Origin of the sequence: Paenibacillus nanensis (assembly GCF_003583765.1) — a bacterium.
In the GTDB taxonomy this organism is placed as follows: Bacteria; Bacillota; Bacilli; order Paenibacillales; family Paenibacillaceae; genus Pristimantibacillus; species Pristimantibacillus nanensis.
The window spans coordinates 98,921-117,298 of record NZ_QXQA01000010.1 but is presented as its reverse complement, the minus strand read 5'-3'; the positions used below and the strand labels follow the sequence as shown (position 1 = coordinate 117,298).

18 protein-coding genes are annotated in these 18,378 nt (G+C 53.5%); 7 read left to right on the top strand and 11 right to left on the bottom strand.

Translation table 11 applies throughout. The features are described from left to right. Window positions 1-102: 102 nt before the first annotated feature. Both D3P08_RS16305 and D3P08_RS16300 read right to left on the bottom strand, forming a co-directional pair. Complete coding sequence (locus tag D3P08_RS16305) at window positions 103-1,209, bottom strand: sensor histidine kinase (RefSeq protein ID WP_119600873.1); 1,107 nt, start codon at window positions 1,207-1,209, stop codon at window positions 103-105. Window positions 1,210-1,223: 14 nt separating this feature from the next. After that, on the bottom strand, window positions 1,224-1,883 hold the full coding sequence (locus D3P08_RS16300) for a response regulator transcription factor (RefSeq protein ID WP_276311162.1): 660 nt from the start codon (window positions 1,881-1,883) through the stop codon (window positions 1,224-1,226). A 133-nt stretch (window positions 1,884-2,016) separates the two neighbouring features. On the opposite strand from D3P08_RS16300, the gene D3P08_RS16295 reads away from it, so the two are divergent. The 3 genes from D3P08_RS16295 (at window position 2,017) to D3P08_RS16285 (ending at window position 4,096) form a co-directional block, all read left to right on the top strand. Further along, window positions 2,017-2,931, top strand: coding sequence for a helix-turn-helix transcriptional regulator (locus D3P08_RS16295; protein WP_119600769.1), 915 nt, complete (start codon window positions 2,017-2,019; stop codon window positions 2,929-2,931). Between the two features lie 83 nt (window positions 2,932-3,014). Continuing rightward, complete coding sequence (locus tag D3P08_RS16290) at window positions 3,015-3,530, top strand: DinB family protein (RefSeq protein ID WP_119600768.1); 516 nt, start codon at window positions 3,015-3,017, stop codon at window positions 3,528-3,530. Next, window positions 3,530-4,096, top strand: coding sequence for a YdeI/OmpD-associated family protein (locus tag D3P08_RS16285; RefSeq protein WP_119600767.1), 567 nt, complete (start codon window positions 3,530-3,532; stop codon window positions 4,094-4,096). Before D3P08_RS16290 ends, D3P08_RS16285 begins: the two co-directional genes overlap by 1 nt. Window positions 4,097-4,171: 75 nt before the next feature. On the opposite strand, the gene aguB is transcribed toward D3P08_RS16285, so the two are convergent. From aguB to D3P08_RS16270, 3 genes are all read right to left on the bottom strand, one after another. Beyond that, on the bottom strand, window positions 4,172-5,059 hold the full coding sequence (gene aguB, locus D3P08_RS16280; RefSeq protein WP_119600766.1) for an N-carbamoylputrescine amidase: 888 nt from the start codon (window positions 5,057-5,059) through the stop codon (window positions 4,172-4,174). Between the two features lie 137 nt (window positions 5,060-5,196). Beyond that, a complete protein-coding gene (locus D3P08_RS16275; RefSeq protein ID WP_119600871.1) occupies window positions 5,197-6,234 on the bottom strand; it encodes an agmatine deiminase family protein in 1,038 nt (345 codons plus the stop codon). Window positions 6,235-6,392: 158 nt separating this feature from the next. Then, a complete protein-coding gene (locus D3P08_RS16270) occupies window positions 6,393-7,331 on the bottom strand; it encodes a phosphotransferase family protein (RefSeq protein WP_119600765.1) in 939 nt (312 codons plus the stop codon). A 97-nt stretch (window positions 7,332-7,428) separates the two neighbouring features. Between D3P08_RS16270 and pepT the strand changes: the two genes are divergently transcribed. Genes pepT through D3P08_RS27335 form a run of 3 tightly spaced genes read left to right on the top strand, consistent with a single transcriptional unit; the run spans window position 7,429 to window position 9,090 of the window. Next, entirely contained in the window at window positions 7,429-8,661 is a 1,233-nt protein-coding gene (gene pepT, locus D3P08_RS16265) for a peptidase T (protein WP_119600870.1), read from the top strand. A gap of 54 nt (window positions 8,662-8,715) precedes the next feature. After that, window positions 8,716-8,880 (top strand): hypothetical protein, encoded by a 165-nt coding sequence (locus D3P08_RS27340; protein WP_162848506.1) that lies wholly within the window; start codon window positions 8,716-8,718, stop codon window positions 8,878-8,880. A gap of 45 nt (window positions 8,881-8,925) precedes the next feature. Continuing rightward, the gene (locus D3P08_RS27335) at window positions 8,926-9,090 is read left to right on the top strand and encodes a hypothetical protein (RefSeq protein ID WP_162848505.1); all 165 of its coding nucleotides are present in this window, start codon (window positions 8,926-8,928) and stop codon (window positions 9,088-9,090) included. Between the two features lie 131 nt (window positions 9,091-9,221). On the opposite strand, the gene D3P08_RS27085 is transcribed toward D3P08_RS27335, so the two are convergent. The 6 genes from D3P08_RS27085 to D3P08_RS16235 all read right to left on the bottom strand — a co-directional run bounded on the left by D3P08_RS27085 (window position 9,222) and on the right by D3P08_RS16235 (window position 17,503). After that, window positions 9,222-9,776 (bottom strand): hypothetical protein, encoded by a 555-nt coding sequence (locus tag D3P08_RS27085; RefSeq protein WP_147381816.1) that lies wholly within the window; start codon window positions 9,774-9,776, stop codon window positions 9,222-9,224. A 453-nt stretch (window positions 9,777-10,229) separates the two neighbouring features. Next, a complete protein-coding gene (locus D3P08_RS16255; RefSeq protein ID WP_119600763.1) occupies window positions 10,230-12,653 on the bottom strand; it encodes a bifunctional diguanylate cyclase/phosphodiesterase in 2,424 nt (807 codons plus the stop codon). Between the two features lie 210 nt (window positions 12,654-12,863). Beyond that, the gene (locus D3P08_RS16250; protein ID WP_119600762.1) at window positions 12,864-13,343 is read right to left on the bottom strand and encodes a hypothetical protein; all 480 of its coding nucleotides are present in this window, start codon (window positions 13,341-13,343) and stop codon (window positions 12,864-12,866) included. Window positions 13,344-13,347: 4 nt separating this feature from the next. Further along, the gene (locus D3P08_RS16245; protein ID WP_119600761.1) at window positions 13,348-14,127 is read right to left on the bottom strand and encodes a DUF5683 domain-containing protein; all 780 of its coding nucleotides are present in this window, start codon (window positions 14,125-14,127) and stop codon (window positions 13,348-13,350) included. A gap of 115 nt (window positions 14,128-14,242) precedes the next feature. Continuing rightward, window positions 14,243-16,486 carry a S41 family peptidase gene (locus tag D3P08_RS16240; RefSeq protein WP_119600760.1) on the bottom strand — a complete coding sequence of 748 codons (2,244 nt, stop codon included), beginning with the start codon at window positions 16,484-16,486 and terminating at the stop codon, window positions 14,243-14,245. 72 nt (window positions 16,487-16,558) lie between these two features. Next, window positions 16,559-17,503 carry a helix-turn-helix transcriptional regulator gene (locus D3P08_RS16235; RefSeq protein ID WP_119600759.1) on the bottom strand — a complete coding sequence of 315 codons (945 nt, stop codon included), beginning with the start codon at window positions 17,501-17,503 and terminating at the stop codon, window positions 16,559-16,561. 124 nt (window positions 17,504-17,627) lie between these two features. Between D3P08_RS16235 and D3P08_RS16230 the strand changes: the two genes are divergently transcribed. Beyond that, window positions 17,628-18,359, top strand: coding sequence for an alpha/beta fold hydrolase (locus D3P08_RS16230; RefSeq protein ID WP_240647577.1), 732 nt, complete (start codon window positions 17,628-17,630; stop codon window positions 18,357-18,359). The last annotated feature ends 19 nt before the right edge of the window (window positions 18,360-18,378 follow it).

The window sequence follows — 18,378 nt, the reverse complement described above, 5'->3', positions numbered from 1 at the left end:
GTTTCTCTTCTGAACTCATCGTACAAAAAAAGATGAACCCTGCGATAGTGCACAAGTTCATCCTTCGGCATGAGAATTCTCATGTTTTGCTAGCTTATTCTTTCATGTCTTGACATAGGGAAGAAGGGTCGTAACGGAAAAGCCCGCCGAGCCGTCGACAATGACCTTCCCGCCTAACGCCGCCGCCCTCTCCTCCATCCCGGCGATGCCGAGGCCCTTTACAACTTTAGCCGCTCCCGCCCCGTTATCCGACACGTTCACTTTAATTAACGTATTAAGCACCTCAATATGGACGGAAGCGGCGGTCGCCCGCGCGTATTTCACCGTGTTCGTTAACGCCTCCGTCACGTTCTGCTGAATGACCCTCCAATGGAGCGCTTCGATCCGGTCCATGTCCCCTTCAAAGGAAAGCGTCGTCGGCAGATTATGCGTAGCCGAGAATTCGTCTACAAACAGCTTCATGCGATTTAATCCCAGCTGCTCGATGAGCGGCTTCATATTTTTCAACACAAGCCGGATGCTCTCGATGCCGTCTTTGGAGATCTGAATGGCGTTCTGCAGCAGCTCGGCCGACTTCTCCGCATCCGTCGCCTGCAGCCGTTTGGCCGCCTCCATCTGGATTAACGCGCCCGTCATGGAGTGGCCGATTTTATCGTGAATTTCTTGCGACAAGCGGTTCCGTTCCTCGAGCTTGAATGTATATTCCGACTGGCGGATGTACTCGCCGTGTTCGCTGACGCTTTTTCGGAGCCGCTGATTGTCCGCGCGCAGCTCTTCCACTGTTTTTTTCAGAAAATCCGTTCTTCGCATATGGGCGCTTGCCATCTCGTTGTATAGAAAGGCTATGCAGGCCAGCAAACCGTATAGAAATACGATACTGTCCGGAACAATAAAAATCGGGAGCAGCATCAGCACAAAAATAAAAACGCGCTGCCGAACGATGGAATCGGCGAGACTATGAACCGCCATCGGGGCCAACAAAATAAGAGCAGGATGCATCCAATAGGCAGCCGCGCATACGAACGCGACCGTGAGGACCGCCGCCAGTCTTTTGTAATGGCTTCCCTTCACGAGATAACCTAAAAGCTCGAGGCTTATATAGAGCAAAAGCATGACGATATACCAGCCGCCGCGGTCCGTCTCGTAGGTGGACAGGATAACGTACAGCAGAACCGCCGACTTGAACCCGATCATCCAGCCTTCCGGCATACGGTTGCGTTCGATCACTTCTGAACCTCTCCCGTCAAGTAATAGATCGCAATTTGAGTCCGATGCTCTAGGCCGGTCTTGCTTAAAATGGACGTAATATGGTTCGCGACCGTGCCTTCGGAAAGAAAGGCCTGCTTCGAAATTTCTTTGTTGGACAGGCCCTTTGCGATCAGCGACATAATCTCGAGCTCCCTCGCCGTGAACAGGCTTCTATCGATTTTGTCCCCACCCGCGGCCTTCTTCTCCGACTCCTTGTCCGCAAGCAAGCCCGCGGCGAGCTTATCAAGCACGACATCCTGCAGAACATGATGCCCGTGATAGACCGTACGAATCGCGTCGCGAATGCGTTCAGGCTCGTTGTTTTTCAACAAATAGCCTTTCGCCCCGTTCCGGATCGCCGCCTGGATAAACGCGTCATCGTCAAAGGTCGTCAGGATAAGCACCTTGGTTTTTGTCCGCTCCGAGATCAGCTTTGTCGCCTCCACACCGTCCATCACCGGCATTTGCACGTCGAGCAGCGCCACGTCAACCTCATGCCGCTCGCAGTAAGCCGCAGCTTCCTTCCCGTTCTCTACCGCCGCCTCAACCTCGCAATCCTCAAAAGTTGCAAGTATAATCCGCATCCCTTCGCGCACGAAGGAGTTGTCATCGGCGATTAACACCTTTATTTTCAACCTGTCCACGCTCCCGTCCGTCTCTACTCTCTGCTTAGATGTTACCGCACCCCCGCCAGGTTGTAAATTAATGGCGGGCCCTGATGTGCTATAATAACGACCAAATGACGGAATGGATAACGGAGGAATGCCTATGAAACTGGAACGATTGATTTCGATCATCTATAAGCTGTTGAACAATGAAGTGATCTCGGCCACCATGCTGGCCGATGAGTTTCAAGTATCCCCGCGAACCATATACAGAGATATCGACGCGATCTGCGCCGCCGGCTTCCCGGTCGTGTCTTACCAGGGTTATAAGGGCGGATTTGGAATGATGGACGGTTTCAAAATGGATAAAAGCCTGCTCGGCTCGTATGATGTCGCTTCCCTGATTACTGTTCTCAGCAGTCTCTCCACCGTGTTTGAGGATGAGCGCGCGCAAGGAACCATCGAACGGCTGCAAACGATTGGAGAGGAGCATGAGACTCCGATTCTGGCGGTGGACCTGGATACCCGACGTACGGATCCCGACGCGCTGCCTCATCTGCGCGCGGCCATTAAGGAACGAATGGTCGTCCGGTTTGAATACATCAATGCCAATAATGAACGCACGACCCGTGATGTAGAACCGATGAAGCTGCATTTTAAATTTGGGAACTGGTACGTTCACGGCTTTTGCCGGACGCGGCAGGAATATCGGGAATTCCGGTTATCCCGGATGTTGAATTTGACCCCGACACAGGAGACCTTCCAGCCGAATTCCGAGTCGAAGGATGCCGCTTCATCAGGCAGGGCGGGGCTGGATCTGGCGGAGGAGGTTGTGGTGCGGGTTGGTCCCGAAGCTTTGGCGGATGCGCTGGACGAGTTTCATCAGGCCGATAAGCAATTCCATCCCGACGGAAGCATGACGATGCGAATATCGGTGTACAGGCCGCTTACAGCGCGTTGGCTTTGGTCCAAGCTGCTCAGCTTCGGCAGCGGCGCCGAGGTTCTCGAGCCTCCCGCGCTGCGGGACATCCTAAAAGAACAGCTTAAAAATACGCTCAAACTTTATGAAGTAGTATGACAGTCTGTTGTCATATTACTTTTTTTATAATGACGACAGAAGCCAAAACAAATCCTATATCGCATCAAAAGGAGACGATACGAATGACAAATTACCCTATTGAAATGTTCAATTACCACGCATGGGCCAACCAAACGATCTTAGGAAGAATCAAGGAACTGCCGTCCTCGGTGCTAAGTCAAGAAGTGAACAGCTCGTACCCGACTATCGCGCACGCCCTCAACCACATCTATGTGGTGGATAAAATGTGGTATCTGATTTTAACAGGCATGGAAATGCGGGAGGCGCTGCAGGAATGTATGCGTCATGCGGACATTCTGGATTCCGCCGACGGATATGCCGAACGGTTTGCGCAGCTCTCAGAGCAGTACCGGGAGTGGTTCCGGAGCCAGCCAGATCTGGAGCAATCCATTCTGCTCGACAATCCGTTCGCCGGCATCCGCCAAACGAGCTATTCGGAAATTGTGCTGCATGTCGCCAATCACGGCAGCTACCACAGGGGCAATGTGTCGACGATGCTCCGTCAGCTCGGCCATGCCTCTACCATGAACGACTACGCGCTGTATTGGTACCAAGAGCCTGTTGGATCCGCAAGCTAATGGACATTGAAAATCTGCTGCCAGCCAAATCAAGAGAGGAATTGAGGGCTTGGCTGCAGGAGAACGGCAAGACGGAAAAATGCTGCTGGATCATTGTCAGCATGAAGCCAAGACCCGGCACCTTGCTCTACTTGGACGCGGTCGAGGAATCGTTATGCTTCGGCTGGATCGACGGCGTAAAAAAGAAAATATCCGATACGGAGACGGCGCAGAGGCTGTCTCCCCGGAGCAAACGAAGCTTATGGACCGAGCTGAACAAAGAGCGCGTCCGGCGCCTCGAGAGGCTGGGGCTCATGACAGACGAAGGAAGAAAGGCGCTTCCGGATATGAATCCCCATTCCTTCCAAATTGACCCTGTAATTGAACAAAGGCTCAGAGAGGATAAGAAAGTGTGGGAGCATTTTATGGCGTTCCCGGAGCTATATAAAAGGGTTCGAATCGACACGATTCAAAGCCTTAAAAATGAGCCGGAAGTGTTTAAAAGCCGGTTGGACAAATTTATAGCGAGCACCAGGGAAAATAAAATGTACGGCCAATGGCATGATGACGGCCGTCTTCTGGATTAACAAAATAAGCCGGCCGCAGAAATGCGGCCGGCTTGTTCATGTTGGTATGCCTACGGCGTTTGACGCCTAAGGCTATTAGGAATTGATGCGAAGCTCTCCGTCGTACGACGCGATGATGCCGTACAGGTCCGGACGGCGGTCGCGGAAGATGCCCCATTCGATGCGCTGGGTCTCCAGCTGGTTCAGGTCGAATTCTGCGACCAGCACCGTCTCTTCCGTGCGGTTGGCTTCAGCGATTTTGTTGCCTTGCGGGCCCGCGATGAAGGAGGAGCCGTAGAAGGTAATGCTGGAATCGCAATCCGTCTCCACGCCTACGCGGTTCGAAGCGACGACAGGCACCAGGTTGCAGGCCGCATGGCCCAGCATGCAAGTCTGCCAGTGATCTTTGGAATCGATCGAGCCGTCCTGCGGCTCCGAGCCGATCGCGGTCGGGTAGAACAGGATCTCCGCGCCCATCAGCGCCATGCAGCGCGCCGCTTCCGGATACCATTGATCCCAGCAGATGCCGACGCCGATTTTCGCGTAGCGCGTATTCCAAACCTTAAAGCCCGTATCGCCGGGGTTGAAATAGAACTTCTCTTCATAGCCCGGACCGTCCGGGATATGGCTCTTGCGGTAACGGCCTAGAATCTCGCCGTCGGCGTCGATGACCGCGAGCGAGTTGTAGCGGGCGTTATTTTTCTTCTCGTAGAAGCTGATCGGCAGTACGACCTGCAGCTCCTTCGCGACTTGACGGAAGTGGTTGATTGCCGCGTTCTGCTCCATCTCGGAAGCGTACACGTAGTAGTCCGACTTCTCCTTCTGGCAGAAGTAAGGCGTCTCGAACAGCTCCTGCAGCAAAATAATTTGCGCGCCCTGCTTGGCCGCTTCGCGAACCAGCGCGTCGGCCTTGCGGATGTTCTCGTCTCTATCGGCGGAGCAGCTCATCTGTGTGGCTGCGACTTTGACCATTCGTTTGTTCATTCTGAAACCTCCTCAATGTTTCGCGTTAGCGAAACATGCTTCGTAAGATTATGCTAATGTTTGCGAAGCAAACATACTTCGTAAGCGTAAGCTAATGTTTCGCGTTAGCGAAACATGCTTCAACATTAACCTTCAGCCTAGCCTCTGCGGCCGGCCGGCATTTGTTGCGTCGTGCAGTGCACGTTGCCGCCTTCCGCGATAATGCCCATGCCGTTCACTTTGCGGATCCGGCGGTCCGGGAATGCCGCCGCCAGAATCTCCTCCGCCTTGCGGTCCGTCTCCTCCGCCTCGCCGCCGAACACCGGCAAAATTATGCCGCCGTTGACGAAGTAGAAGTTCAGGTAGCTCAGCGTCAGACGATTGCCTTCATATTCGCGCTTCGGAGGCTGCGGAATTTCGATGATCTCGAGCTTGCGGCCTTTGGCATCCACCGCGTTCCGAAGAATGTCCCGGTTCTCCTGAGTAATCTCATAGTTATCGTCCTCAGGATCGTCGCATACTTGCAGGATCACTTTGCCCGGCGCAGCGAAGCAAGCGATGTTGTCGACATGGCCGTCGGTCTCGTCGCCGCTTAAGCCGCGCTTCAGCCAGATGACTTTATCGACGTTCACGTAATTTTTCACAAGCTCTTCAATCTGCTCGCGCGTCAGCACGGGATTGCGGTTTTCGTTCAGCAGGCACTCTTCCGTCGTCAGCAGCGTTCCTTCGCCGTCCGTATGAATCGAACCGCCTTCCATAACAAGCGGCGCGTCGAACTGGCGCACGCCGACATGCTGGAGCACCTGAGACGCCACCGCATCGTCCAGATCCCATGGGGAATATTTGCCGCCCCACGCGTTAAAGCCCCAGTTCACGCCCGCAAGCTCGCTCTGCTCGTTCAGCAGGAAGGTCGGGCCGTTATCCCGCAGCCATGCGTCGTTATGCTCGATCGGCAGGAAATCTACGCTGCTGTTGCCGGCGAAAAGCGTTTTTACCTCAACCAGATCGTCCGGATTGACGACAACCGTTACCGGCTCAAACTCCGCCATCGCTTCTATGATTTCGGCATAGGCCTTTTTTACGTTCGGGTAGTTGTCCGGATAAACCATGGAGTCCTGCACAGGCCAGGAAATAAAAGTGCGCTCATGCTTTGCCCATTCGGCGGGCATTCTATAGTTGAAATCTCTAGGATTCATTTTATCGGAATTCATCGTATCCTCCGTCATCGCAGCAAATTGGTGACGGGCGTTCGCCCGAAAATCACCTTACATATCATATAACAAAAGATCAGCTGCTACAATGGATAAGACTGCTGTAATCTCATCTGCTATAGTCTTTCAATCTAAACGTCAAATCATGCTCCGATTTCCCCAAGCTTTGCCGTTGCTTCCCGAACGAACCGAGCATGCTTCTCCCGCATTGCGGCTTCCATCCCCGCTTCCAGCCCCCAAGTGGACAGCTTCGACGCCGGACGAAGCGCCGCATACAAATCCCAGCATGGCAGCGCATCGTAGTTCAAGCCCCGCATCAACGACCGATACCGCTTCGTAAAAGCAGCCATCGCCTCTTCGCTATAGTTCCATAACAGCTCCAGACGGGCATTGCCGACGTCGGACAGCGGGTCGCCGCAAGCCGCATCCTCCCAATCGATGATCGCCGCCAGCCGGTCTTCCCGCCACAGCACATTCCCCGGCCAATAATCGCCATGTAAAATCGCATCCTCATTTTGGGGCATAGTCGGCCATGCCTTCACGAGCGTCTCCCGTATGAGCCCTTCGCTCAGCGAATCGTCGAGCTTCTCCGGCGGCGAGGCAAGCTTGTCAGCCGCTGCGCTATGCGCGCCCTGAAGAAACGACTTCGCCTGGCGAACCGTTTGGCTAGGGAGTGAATGTACACGCGCGAGCTCGTCCGCCAGCTGAAGCGCGCGGTCAACCGGGTCCGCAGGCTGCAGCTCCATCGATCCTTCCATATACTCCACGACAATATAGGGAGTCGAAAAAATTTCGCCCGAGTCATCCGCCAGATAAGGCTTCGCCACCGGCAGTCCATGGGCTGTCAGCAGCTTCAACAGCTCATATTCATGCCTGGCCACATCAGGCTCGCGCCGCAGATCGGCTTCGCCATGCCGACGCACAACCAGCTTCATCAATCCTCTGCCGCCTGCGTCTACTTCCATATACGCCGTCTGCGCCGACACGCCGCCTTGCAGCATCTTGCAGGAGAGCAGCCTGGCCGAAGGCTCAAGCCTGCGCGCAATCGCCTCATAAGGCGTTTTGTCAGAACGCTCTTCCATATCTTCAACTCCCTTCAGCCGTTCATTTTATTTGCTTCACGCTTTGTATTATACTTTTGATGAATCCCACTTTACAGGAGCTGAATTGCCCATGTCCATGAAAGAGGAATTAATTAAACGTTTTTTTACATACGTGAAGGTCGATACCCAATCGGATGAAAATAACCCGAACTGCCCGTCGACGCCGGGCCAGCTGGAGCTCGGACGCATGCTGGCCGAGGAATTGAAGGAAATCGGCATGACCGAAGTGAGTATCGACGAGAACGGTTACCTTTTCGCTACCTTACCGGCTAATACGGATAAGGACGTGCTGACGGTCGGATTTATGGCGCATCTGGATACCGCCACCGACATGACCGGCAAAAACGTTAATCCGCAAATCGTCGAGAACTACGATGGCGGCGATATCGTGCTGAACAAGGAGCAGAACATTATCCTGTCGCCTTCGGAATTTCCCGAGCTGGCTGGATATAAAGGCCAGACGCTTGTCACAACCGACGGCACAACGCTGCTCGGGGCCGACGATAAAGCCGGCATGACGGAAATTATGACCGCGATGGCGTACCTGATCAAGCATCCGGAGATTAAGCATGGCAAAATTCGCGTGGCCTTTACGCCGGACGAGGAAATCGGCCGCGGCGCGCACCGCTTCAACGTCGATGCCTTCGGCGCGACCTACGCGTATACAATGGACGGCGGGCCGCTCGGCGAGCTGCAGTACGAAAGCTTCAACGCAGCCGGCGTCCGCATCGCGATTCGCGGCAAAAACGTACATCCCGGCACCGCCAAAAACAAGATGGTCAATGCCGTAAAAATCGCGATGGAGCTGAACGGCAAGCTGCCGGCTCAAGAAGCGCCTGAGCATACCGAGGGCTACGAGGGCTTCTTCCATCTCCAGTCGCTTGAAGGCGACGTAGAAGGCGCGGAGCTGCGCTATCTGATCCGCGACCATGACCGCGAGAAATTTAACGCGCGGAAGGCGCTTATGACGAGCGTTGTGGAGGAGCTTCAGGCGAAGTACGGCGCAGACCGGATTACGCTGGAGATGAAGGATCAATATTACAACATGCGGGAGCGCATCGAGCCCGTCAAAGAAGTCGTGGACATCGCGCATGAGGCAATGGTTAACCTGGGCATCAAGCCGATTGTTGAGCCGATCCGCGGCGGCACGGACGGATCCCAGCTTTCGTATATGGGGCTGCCGACGCCGAATATTTTTACAGGCGGCATGAACTACCACGGCCGTTACGAATACGTCTCGGTCGATCATATGGAGCTCGCCGTCAAGACGATCGTCGAAATCGTCCGGCTTTACGAGGCGAAGGCGTAAAGAGGCTGATGGCGCTGGCCGAAACCGGAAGCCGAAGGCAGATGGCGATGGCAGATGGCTGAAGTTCGAAAGCCGGATGCCGAAACCGGAAACGAAACCGGAAGCCGTAAGGCGAAGGCCGAAAACCGGAAGCAGAAGGCAGATGGCGATGGCAGATGGCAGATGGCCGAAGGTCGAAAGCCGGATGCCGAAACTGGAAACCGAAACCGGAAGCCGTAAGGCGTAGGCCGAAAACCGGAGGCAGAAGGCAGATGGCATATTGCGATGGAAAAGGCGATGGCAGAAGGCGATGGCCGCAGGGCGAAAATCGAAACCGAAAGCCCTCCAGCCGAAATTCCTGCGAATATGCATCATTTTTTTCGAGCTATGGCTGTATCGCATGAAATTCATGCAAAAATACAGCAATTTACCCGCAAAATGACCACCTGATCGACCATTAAGGCCGAATTCCTGCAGATTTGCAGCATTTTGGTGCGGAACAGCGGGCAGACGCTTGATTTCCTGCAGATTTGCAGTATTTTGGCGCGGAACAGCGGGCTGACGCTTGATTTCCTGCAGATTTACAGCATTTTGGTGCGGAACAGCAGTCTGATGCTTGAATTCCTGCATATTTGCAGCATTTTGGCGCGGAACAGCGGGCTGACGCTTGATTTCCTGTATTTTTGCAGCATTTTGGCGCGGAACAGTGGTCTAACACCTTGATTCCTGCATTTTTGCAGCATTTTGGTCCGGAACAGCGGTCTAACACCTTGATTCCTGCATTTTTGCAGTATTTTGGCGCGGAACAGCGGTTTGACGCTTGATTTCCTGCAGATTTGCAGCATTTTGGTGCGGAACAGCGGTTTGACGCTTGATTTCCTGCATTTTTGCAGCATTTTGGCGCGGAACAGTGGTCTAACCCCTGGATTCCTGCAGATTTGCAGCATTTTGGTGCGGAACAGCGGTCTAACACCTGGATTCCTGCAGATTTGCAGCAATTTTTTCCAGAACACCGCTCCAACGCCTGGATTCCTGCAGATTTGCAGCAAATTTGGTCCAGAACACCGCTCCACACTTGGATTCCTGCGAATGTGCATCAATTTTTTCGAGCTGCGGCTGTTTCGCTTGAAATTCATGCAAAAATACAGCAATTTACCTGTAAAATGACCAACCGATCAGCTATTTAGGCGGAAATCCTGCATTTTTGCAGCATTTTGGTCCGGAACAGCGGTCTAACACCTGATTTCCTGCATTTTTGCAGCATTTTGGTGCGGAACAGAGGTTTGAAGCTTGCTTTCCTGCATTTTGCAGCATTTTGGCGCGAAACAAGCGAGCTGACGCTTGATTTCCTGCAGATTTGCAGCAATTTGGTCCAGAACACCGCTCCAACCCCTGGATTCCTGCAGATTTGCAGCAATTTTGCAATTTGACCGAGTGGTTGGTATTTCGCCGCAAGGTGAGGAGCTCAGCTGAATAGCTATTTGCAGCGGTTTTGACTTAAGCAGCGAGCAATACGTGCGACCCGCATCAAGAATAGCAAAGAAAAGCCGGCCCCACTCGTCCAAAATGACGATAAGGCCGGCCTTTATTTACTCCTTCTCCCGTGAAGCGAAAAACAGCGCCTCAAGCTCCTTCGCAGGGAGCGGCTTGCTGTAGTAATAGCCTTGAATCTTCTGGCAGTCGTTATCCATCAGGATATCGAGCTGCTCCTTCGTTTCGATCCCTTCCGCAATGACATCCATATTCAAATGCTTGGCCATCGATACGATGGTCGCGACGATCGCTTTATCGTTCGGATTTTCGGTTATATCCCGAATGAAGGAGCGGTCGATCTTCAGCTTCTGGACCGGCAGCAGCTTCAAGTAGCTGAGCGAGCTGTAGCCCGTTCCGAAATCATCCAGGCTCAGCCTTATGCCATATTCGCTAAGCTCGCTTAAGATGCTGTTCGACACGGCCGGATCCATCATCATGCTCTCGGTAATCTCAAGCTCGAGATATTGGGGCTCCAATCCCGTCTCTTCCAAAATCGAATGGATGTGCGCGCCTAAATTCGCTTGATGGAATTGCTGGGACGACAGGTTGACGGAGATCGGAATTCGCGGCCCTCCCGCCATATGCCATTCCTTCATTTGCCGGCATGCTTCGCGCAGCACCCAGGTGCCCAGCTCGTATATGATGCCGGTCTCCTCCGCAATTGGAATAAAGACGCCCGGGGAGATCACGCCTCGGGAGGGATGCTGCCAGCGCACGAGCGCTTCTACCCCGATCAGCTCGTTATTTGCCGCCCGCACCTGGGGCTGATAGTGCAAAAAAAACTCGTTCGCGGCCAGCGCCTTGCGCAAATGGGCTTCCAGCTCAATTCTATCCTGCAATTTGTTGTTCAAGTCGCTGGAGTAAAAGCGGTAGCCGTTCTTCCCGTTTTTCTTCACCTCGTACATCGCCGTATCCGCGTTTTTAAGCAGCTGAACCGCGTCGCTGCCGTCCCCCGGATACAAGGCGATACCAATACTTGCCGTGACATAAAAGTCATTATCTTTAAGCCGGTAAGGGTAACTAATGGCTCGAATAATTCGTTCGACCATCTTCGAAAGGTCGCGATAGCTGTACGCGCCGTCGCACAGCAGCGTAAATTCGTCCCCGCCCATCCGGGCGGCCGTAACGTTCATCCCCGCTATGCAGTCTTGAATACGCCTGCTCATCTCCTGCAAAAACTGGTCCCCGTACAGATGACCCAAGGAGTCGTTGATCATTTTAAACCGGTCGATATCGATGACCATCACGGCGAACCGTTCCGTCTTACTCTCGATCTTCTCCGTCAAAAGCTGGTTGAACATGCGCCGGTTCGGCAAGCCTGTCAGCTCATCATGGTAGGCTTGGTGGCGGATCATATTTTTGTAACGCTTCTCGTCCGTAATATCCCGCGCAATGATGTAGCTGCCGACAACGCGGCCGTCTACCACCACCGGCACATTAATCCCATGCAGCTCAACGCGTTCCCCGTTCCGGCGCACAATGGCCGTCTCGTAGTTTTGCAGCTCCCCGCTAAAGGAGCGCTGCAAGCTTTCTCTCGTATGTTCCTGCTCTTCTTCCGCGATATAATGCAAGATCTCGTCAATCGACCGGTTGAGCGGCAAATCGCCGTTTAAACCGAGCAGCTCGGCCATCGCCGGATTAAAGCCCGTAATCCGGTACTCCAGATCCACGGCAATAATGCCGTCCTGGTTATTGTCGAACAACGATTTATACCAGGTAAATCCGGCCTGGATTTCCGACTCCTTGCTCGCGAACCGGTTCGATATAAAAATGCCGAGAATCGATAGCCCCAGCGTCAGCAGCGTGCCGCACGCGATGAAGTAAGCAAGCCGTTTCTGATCGAGGATAATGCCGGCCGTCGAGTTGAACTTGTCGCCCAAATAGAACTCGGCTGCGAACATGCCCGTATAATGCATCCCGACAACGGCCGCGCCCATAATAAAACCGCTGGCCAGCTTCTTCCACATTTTCCCGCTGTCCTTTCCCTTACGGAAATAGAAGGACAACCAGAATGCGGTTATAGCGGCCCCAATCGCAATCACAACCGATAAAGCCACATAATAAGGGTCGTAGGAAATGTTGATCTGCATAGCCTCCATGCCCCAGTAGTGCATGGCGACAATACCGGCCGCAAGCAGCAATCCTCCGCCTAACAGATGGCGAACCTCCAAGCGCTCCCGCCCTACGACGATCAATGACAAAAAGGAGCCCGCTAGAATAGCGATGTACGACTCTACGACCGTAATCAAGTCATATGCGACCGGAACATGAAGCGAAAAAGCCAGCATGCCGATAAAATGCATCGACCATACGCCCATGGCCATACCGGCAGCGCCGAACAACAGCCACAGCCATCGGAAACGCCCGACGGACGTGCTGATTCTCCCCACCAAATCCAGTACCGTATAAGAAGCGACAACCGCAACCAAGTAAGAAAAAACGACTAAAGCAATATCGTAATTACCATGCACGTGGTCCATGCAAATCCCCATTTCAAATGATGTTAATCATGATGTACGCTCAAAGTCCGTTCGCACGTTCGACTACATTCGACATGATTAGACACTAACCTATATTATTTTTTCGGTAAAAGAATGCCGGTTTTGAAGAGTCTTAGCAAAACAAAAACCGCAGATCTGATTATTTCATCAGACTGCGGTCTTTTGGCATAAGGGACTGGCCCCCGGCCTTCATGCTTCTTCCATTTCACCAACCGATAAAGCGTTATACTTCAGCATCATTTGACTAACCCACTCCGCCCTCTCGCTTTCGCACTGAACGAGCACCGTTATTTCAGGCTGGGCGTTCGAACGTTTTCGCCTCACCCTCCCGATCATGCTCCTCTGCCTGCGGCCCATCACCGTTCTTGCAATCAGAAACGCCGCAAGCATTCCGCCGAATGAGAAAATCACTCCCCACATCAGCGGTCCCAGCTCCAGAGTGAATCCTACGCTTGTGCCGACAACGCCAAGCGCGGTAGCGCATGCGATGCCGATTTCGAATGCCTTTTCGTTCACGGTGCCGGTTTTTGCGGATACGGAAGCTTGAGTCATTTCACGACCGTGCATCGGGACCACCGCAATATGTTCCGCAGGGACGCCATGATGCTCCAGAACGGAAAGCGCCAGCTCCAATTCGGTGTTTTGAATAAAGGTTCCGATCACGACCATTCGCTCACCCCGTTTTTGAAAAAAGCTTCAGAGTAGGGCGGCCGTACCGCTCGCGGAAATATTGAACTTGCTCGATGCGGAACAGGCGGTTGTGCTCGAGGGACGTTATAAAGGCATGATAGATTGAACCGCCAATCACGGATGGCATAAATAGGAGCCAATGAGGTCGCAGCAGCTGCGTGGAATACGCGATGTTCCCATAGACAAGCTCCAGTGCAGCGATATAAAAGTTGGATAAGCTAATATAAATAAACCACCACGTCATCGCATACGCGGCCAGACCGATTCGATGGTTGTACATCTGTCCCATTCCGGGGAAGCCGAATGAAAAGATGGCGGCCTTCAGCGGACTTTTTTTCTCCAAATAATGAATCTCCGATTTCCCGATAAAAAAAGGGCTGATCCGCGTATTTTCCAGCTCGGCAAGCTGAACGAGTTTATTATTTTGCAGAGCGGAGCGGTAGCTGTCCCACATGGCCAGCAAATAAACAAGCATATAACCGTAAGCCCACCTAGGATCTACAATTTCCGCCGCCAATCTGAAATTGCCGGAGCACGAGTAGACTAATGCCTCGTTCACTCTCGCCAGCGTATTCATGAGCACTTCCGCCAGCGTAAGAAAGGTCGCCCTTAAATATTGGCCTAGCAAATAATGTCCAAAACCGGGAAAAGCCGCAGACCACCAAGCAACCATAAAAGGGTTTCGCCATTCGATATACGTGACGCCGGATGAGCTAATTTTAGATTTTAATCTGCGTGGTTGCCCGGCTGCCGTTCCCGTCATCGCGAATCTCCCCTTATTTTTCGATGTACGCTTCTATGTTTCCTAATATTTGGGATTTTATGCAACAAAAAACCAGGCAAACTTTCTTGCCTGGTTTTGATATCGCGGCTCTCTATTAACGTCCTTCGCGCACCGGCTTCATAAAGCTGTCGATCGAGCTTCCCGTCACATAAATATCCGGCTGGATTCGCGTCGAGGCAATATTCGTCTGCTTCACATTCCAATAGAAGTTAACGACGAACACCATCATTTTGGCGGATCTGTCCTCGAAAACGACTTGGCCGACTCCTTTGCCGTAAGTGTCCCGTCCGATAATGGTCACATTCGGCAAATACGTCTTCAACCCAAGCGTGACAAGCTCCGCCGCGCTGGCCGTACCCTCGTCGACGAGAACATAGATCTTTTTAAAGGCTAGACTCGATGAATCGGAATAGTAGCTTTCGGTCGACCCGTCCCGATAAATCATGGTGCTTGTCACGTAGTCAGGAAGCAGCGCATCCAGCATACGGTTGGCGCTGTCGGATAACCCGCCTGCATTCCCGCGGAGATCAAGCACCAACGTTTTTCTCTCCGGATTTTTCACGCTGTCGAGGATTTCAATAAAGCGGTTATCCGTTGTCGCATCGAACGTCGAGACGGATAAATACAGCAGATCGCCTTCTTCCCGGAACGTTACGCTTTCTCCCCCGGATAATGAGGACAACTGGTCATACTCTTCCCCATAAATGACGAAGGTAAAGGGATCATCCTGCTTTTTGGCCCGCTCCACAGCTTCCGCAATCTCTTGCGGGGACGCCGCTTCAGTCAAACTGGCGAAGGCTTTCTCCCACTCTGAAGAGGTTTCCTGATATAAATATTGATCCCGGAAAAACGCCTCCACCCGCTTGCTGAGCGGCCGCTTGCGCTCCTTAAGCTCCTGCTCGACATACAGGGCGGTCGCTTCGCTGTCGTAAAGCTCCAGGCTGGCCGAAGCAAATTCAGCTGCCTCCTCGTCATTGCCTGTCAGGAGGTGAGCATAAGCCAGCTGGGCAAGCGAAGCATAATCGTCAGGGTTAATGGCGACCGCTTCCTCGAACGAAATGACCGCGCTCTCGTAGTCTCCTTTCTCCAGCTGGCAAAGCCCTGTATACCATGCGATATTTCCGCTGTAGCTCATCTTATTCCGCATGCTTGCGCCGCTCGCCGCGCATCGGTCGATCCGGTTCCCATAGTAAAGCGCCTCGAGCGCCGCCGTCGCATAGATCTCGTTATAGGGCTCCCATTCGGCAGCAAGGCCGTAATAATGCGCGGCTTCCGCGTACTGCGTTTGGTCCAAATACATATCGCCCATCGCCTCAGCCAGCTCCGCATGATCCGGATTCGAGCGCGCGGCTTGATGATAAGCTTCTTCGGCAGCGGCATAATCCTGCATCGCCGCATAGCTGCGAATGAGCCATACCGCGCTGCCCGACTCCGACGGATGCGATGCAAGCCTGCTTTTGAAATAGGCAACCGCTTCCCCGTAATACCCGGAATCGTAATACAGCCTTCCCGGCAGCTCCTGCGCTTCCGTCAAGCCGGGAAAAGCTTCAGCCGCTTGAAGGGCGAAAGCCTCGGCCTCCTCGAATTCGCCCGCATGCTCAAGCGCAATGGATTTCAGCCGGTAAGCGTCGAATCGGTCCGGATAATCGCCCAGCCATTTCTCCGCGAAAGCCAGCGCATCCTCCTCCTGTTCCCGTCCCAGAAACGAATAGAGGAGCATTTCCGCCGCATCGTAGTCGCTGGAGTCAATCGAGAGGCAGCGGTTGAACATGTCGGCCGCGCCGCTATAATAACCTTTGTCGTAGTAAATGAGGCCTTTTCCGTAAAGGGCGTTTAAGCTGTCCTCATTCTCTTCGAGCGCGAGGTCATAATAATCGACCGCCTCGTCGTAGCGGTTCAAGCCGTACAACGCATTGCCCTTATTTATATATTCGATCTCGGTATTCGGCAGAAGCAGCAGCGCCCTGTCGATCCAGTACAAGCTCTCTTCATAATCGCCAAGCTCATTATACGCCCAGCTCATATTGTTGAACGGCGAGTCGAACAGCTCCTTGGACCGCACCTCATCCTCAAGCGTTTCATACTCGGGATGCACCTCGTAGACGAACTTTACGGCCTCCCAAAGCCAGCCTATGCCTTCATCGTATTTCCCTTCTTCAATTAAATCGTACCCCGTCTGGTTATGCTTTTCGATCGCGCGCACGACTTCCGGCGGCCCGTCCGCAGGCTCGGCCAATCCTTCGCGGAAGCCTCTTGCAAAATCGCTGCAGGCTGCAGCGACGGCCGCAAGCGCAAGTATAGCCGCCAGCTTAACGGCAGCGGTTAATAAACGGTTCAATCGCTTCCCTCTTCTCTTCCGGCAATAAACGGTATTCCCTATTGTATTCGGAACTGCGCTGACGCTTTCCTGCTAGGCGAGGTAGCGGGCTGCCATAGCCTCCGCCTTTCTTTGCATGCGCGCAACGGCTTCAGCAGGAGCTTCAATGACCGCATCTTCACCGAGGGCCCAGAGCAAATCGACATAGAAAGGAAGCTCATCCCGCGCGATCGGCACAACCGCGTTGCCGCCCCCGTCTTCCCCTCTCTGCAAATACGCGGAGAATCGGGAGTTGGACTCCAGCTGCCATAATCCTTTGGCGGTAAGCGCCACGCGGAGCACGGTCTGCTCCCTTTGGCTGCTGTCCGGCTTGTCGCGGAGCGTGAGCTCCGCGATGTCTTCCCGATAAGGAATATCGGGATTGATTACCGCCGATTCGATACGATCGGCCCGAAACTGTCTGACCTCCTCCCGCAGGAGGCAATAGGCCGGACAATACCAATAACCGGTGCTGGCGTATAGGCTGAAGGGCATAATGTCCCGCTCCGTCCGGCCATCGCTCCCGCGGTATACAATCGTAACGGCGCGCTTTTCGATAACGGCCTGAAGCAGCGTACGCAGCACATCCTCCGACATCGGACGGAACGGGCTCCACAGCATCACCTTCTCCTTCATCGCGTCGATTTTCTCCCGCGCGTCGGCCGGCAAATAATGATAGAACTTATGAAGTGCGCCGTCCGCATCCTTTCCGAACGGATGAGACCCGAAGAACTGCAAAGAATGGCAGGCGAAAAACAAAGCGGCGGCTTCGCTCTCCGTGAAGCTGATCGGCGGAAGCAGCCTTTCCCGCAGCAGCTTATAGCCCCCACCCCTTCCCTGCACCGAATAAATCGGGATGCCCAGCTCGCTTAGCTCTTGCAAATCTCTTGTAATCGTGCGGGTCGATAAGCCAAATTCATCCGCTAACTCCTTCACGGTAAACGAACGCCGGGCGTTAATCATCATGATCAATTGGATAAGCCTCTGCGATTTCTGCATTTTTTTCACTCCTCCGCTTTTTTCTTAGTATCGCATTTAAATAAGACATGATCTGTCTTATTTTTGTCCTATGATTAGCGTACATGAAATGAAGCACGAGAAAAAGTACTGGAGGATGATGAATGTGACAACTTATAATAAACGGCAAGAAGAAATCGGGGCGGTATTCCTGCATGGCGTCGGACTGCGCGGTAGCGTATGGAGCGAGACGGCGGAGCGGCTGGGCATACCTTGTCTGCTCGCCGATTTCCCTCGCCGCGATGAAGCAGAGGATACGAGAGCGGACCTGGCGCTGGAAGATTATATCTCCGCCATTCAGCGGCAGATCGAGGAGTGGGGATGTGAGCGGTTCATCCTTGTCGCCCATTCGATCTCCGGCATCCTCGCGATGGAGCTTGCGCAACGCTTCCAAGGGCGCGTCGCCGGTCTCGTCGCGGTGGGCGCGGTTATTTCAAGAAACGGCGGCTCCTTCTTATCGTCGCTGCCGGCCCCGAACCGCTGGATCCTTGGCGCGATTCTTCGTCTAGCAGGAACCAAGCCGCCGGAATCGGCCCTTCGCAAGGGGCTTTGCAGCGATCTGCCGCCCGAGCAGGCGGACAGAGTCGTCAGGGACTTTCTCCCGGAATCGAAGCGCCTTTATACCGAGCGGATTCGCGCGTCCGCTCCCGCCGGCATCCCTAAGATGTATGTCAAACTGACGGAGGATAAAGAGATTACTCCGTCTCTGCAGAATCGGATGATTGCCGCTCTTGAGCCGGAGTATATCGAGGAGCTTCCGTCAGGCCATCTGCCCATGCTGAGCGAGCCTGAGGGTCTTAGCCAAGCCTTAAGTCGCATGCTTTCTCTTGTTGATTAAACCAGCAAAGATTTGCCTC

Coding starts and splice junctions, on each gene's coding strand:
- D3P08_RS16305 (WP_119600873.1), bottom strand. CDS start 1,209: ATGCCGGAAGGCTGGATGATCGGGTTCAAGTCGGCGGTTCTGCTGTAC.
- D3P08_RS16295 (WP_119600769.1), top strand. CDS start 2,017: ATGAAACTGGAACGATTGATTTCGATCATCTATAAGCTGTTGAACAAT.
- D3P08_RS16290 (WP_119600768.1), top strand. CDS start 3,015: ATGACAAATTACCCTATTGAAATGTTCAATTACCACGCATGGGCCAAC.
- D3P08_RS16285 (WP_119600767.1), top strand. CDS start 3,530: ATGGACATTGAAAATCTGCTGCCAGCCAAATCAAGAGAGGAATTGAGG.
- aguB (WP_119600766.1), bottom strand. CDS start 5,059: ATGAACAAACGAATGGTCAAAGTCGCAGCCACACAGATGAGCTGCTCC.
- D3P08_RS16275 (WP_119600871.1), bottom strand. CDS start 6,234: ATGAATCCTAGAGATTTCAACTATAGAATGCCCGCCGAATGGGCAAAG.
- D3P08_RS16270 (WP_119600765.1), bottom strand. CDS start 7,331: ATGGAAGAGCGTTCTGACAAAACGCCTTATGAGGCGATTGCGCGCAGG.
- pepT (WP_119600870.1), top strand. CDS start 7,429: ATGAAAGAGGAATTAATTAAACGTTTTTTTACATACGTGAAGGTCGAT.
- D3P08_RS27340 (WP_162848506.1), top strand. CDS start 8,716: ATGGCTGAAGTTCGAAAGCCGGATGCCGAAACCGGAAACGAAACCGGA.
- D3P08_RS27335 (WP_162848505.1), top strand. CDS start 8,926: ATGGAAAAGGCGATGGCAGAAGGCGATGGCCGCAGGGCGAAAATCGAA.
- D3P08_RS27085 (WP_147381816.1), bottom strand. CDS start 9,776: ATGAATTTCAAGCGAAACAGCCGCAGCTCGAAAAAATTGATGCACATT.
- D3P08_RS16255 (WP_119600763.1), bottom strand. CDS start 12,653: ATGGACCACGTGCATGGTAATTACGATATTGCTTTAGTCGTTTTTTCT.
- D3P08_RS16250 (WP_119600762.1), bottom strand. CDS start 13,343: ATGGTCGTGATCGGAACCTTTATTCAAAACACCGAATTGGAGCTGGCG.
- D3P08_RS16245 (WP_119600761.1), bottom strand. CDS start 14,127: ATGACGGGAACGGCAGCCGGGCAACCACGCAGATTAAAATCTAAAATT.
- D3P08_RS16235 (WP_119600759.1), bottom strand. CDS start 17,503: ATGCAGAAATCGCAGAGGCTTATCCAATTGATCATGATGATTAACGCC.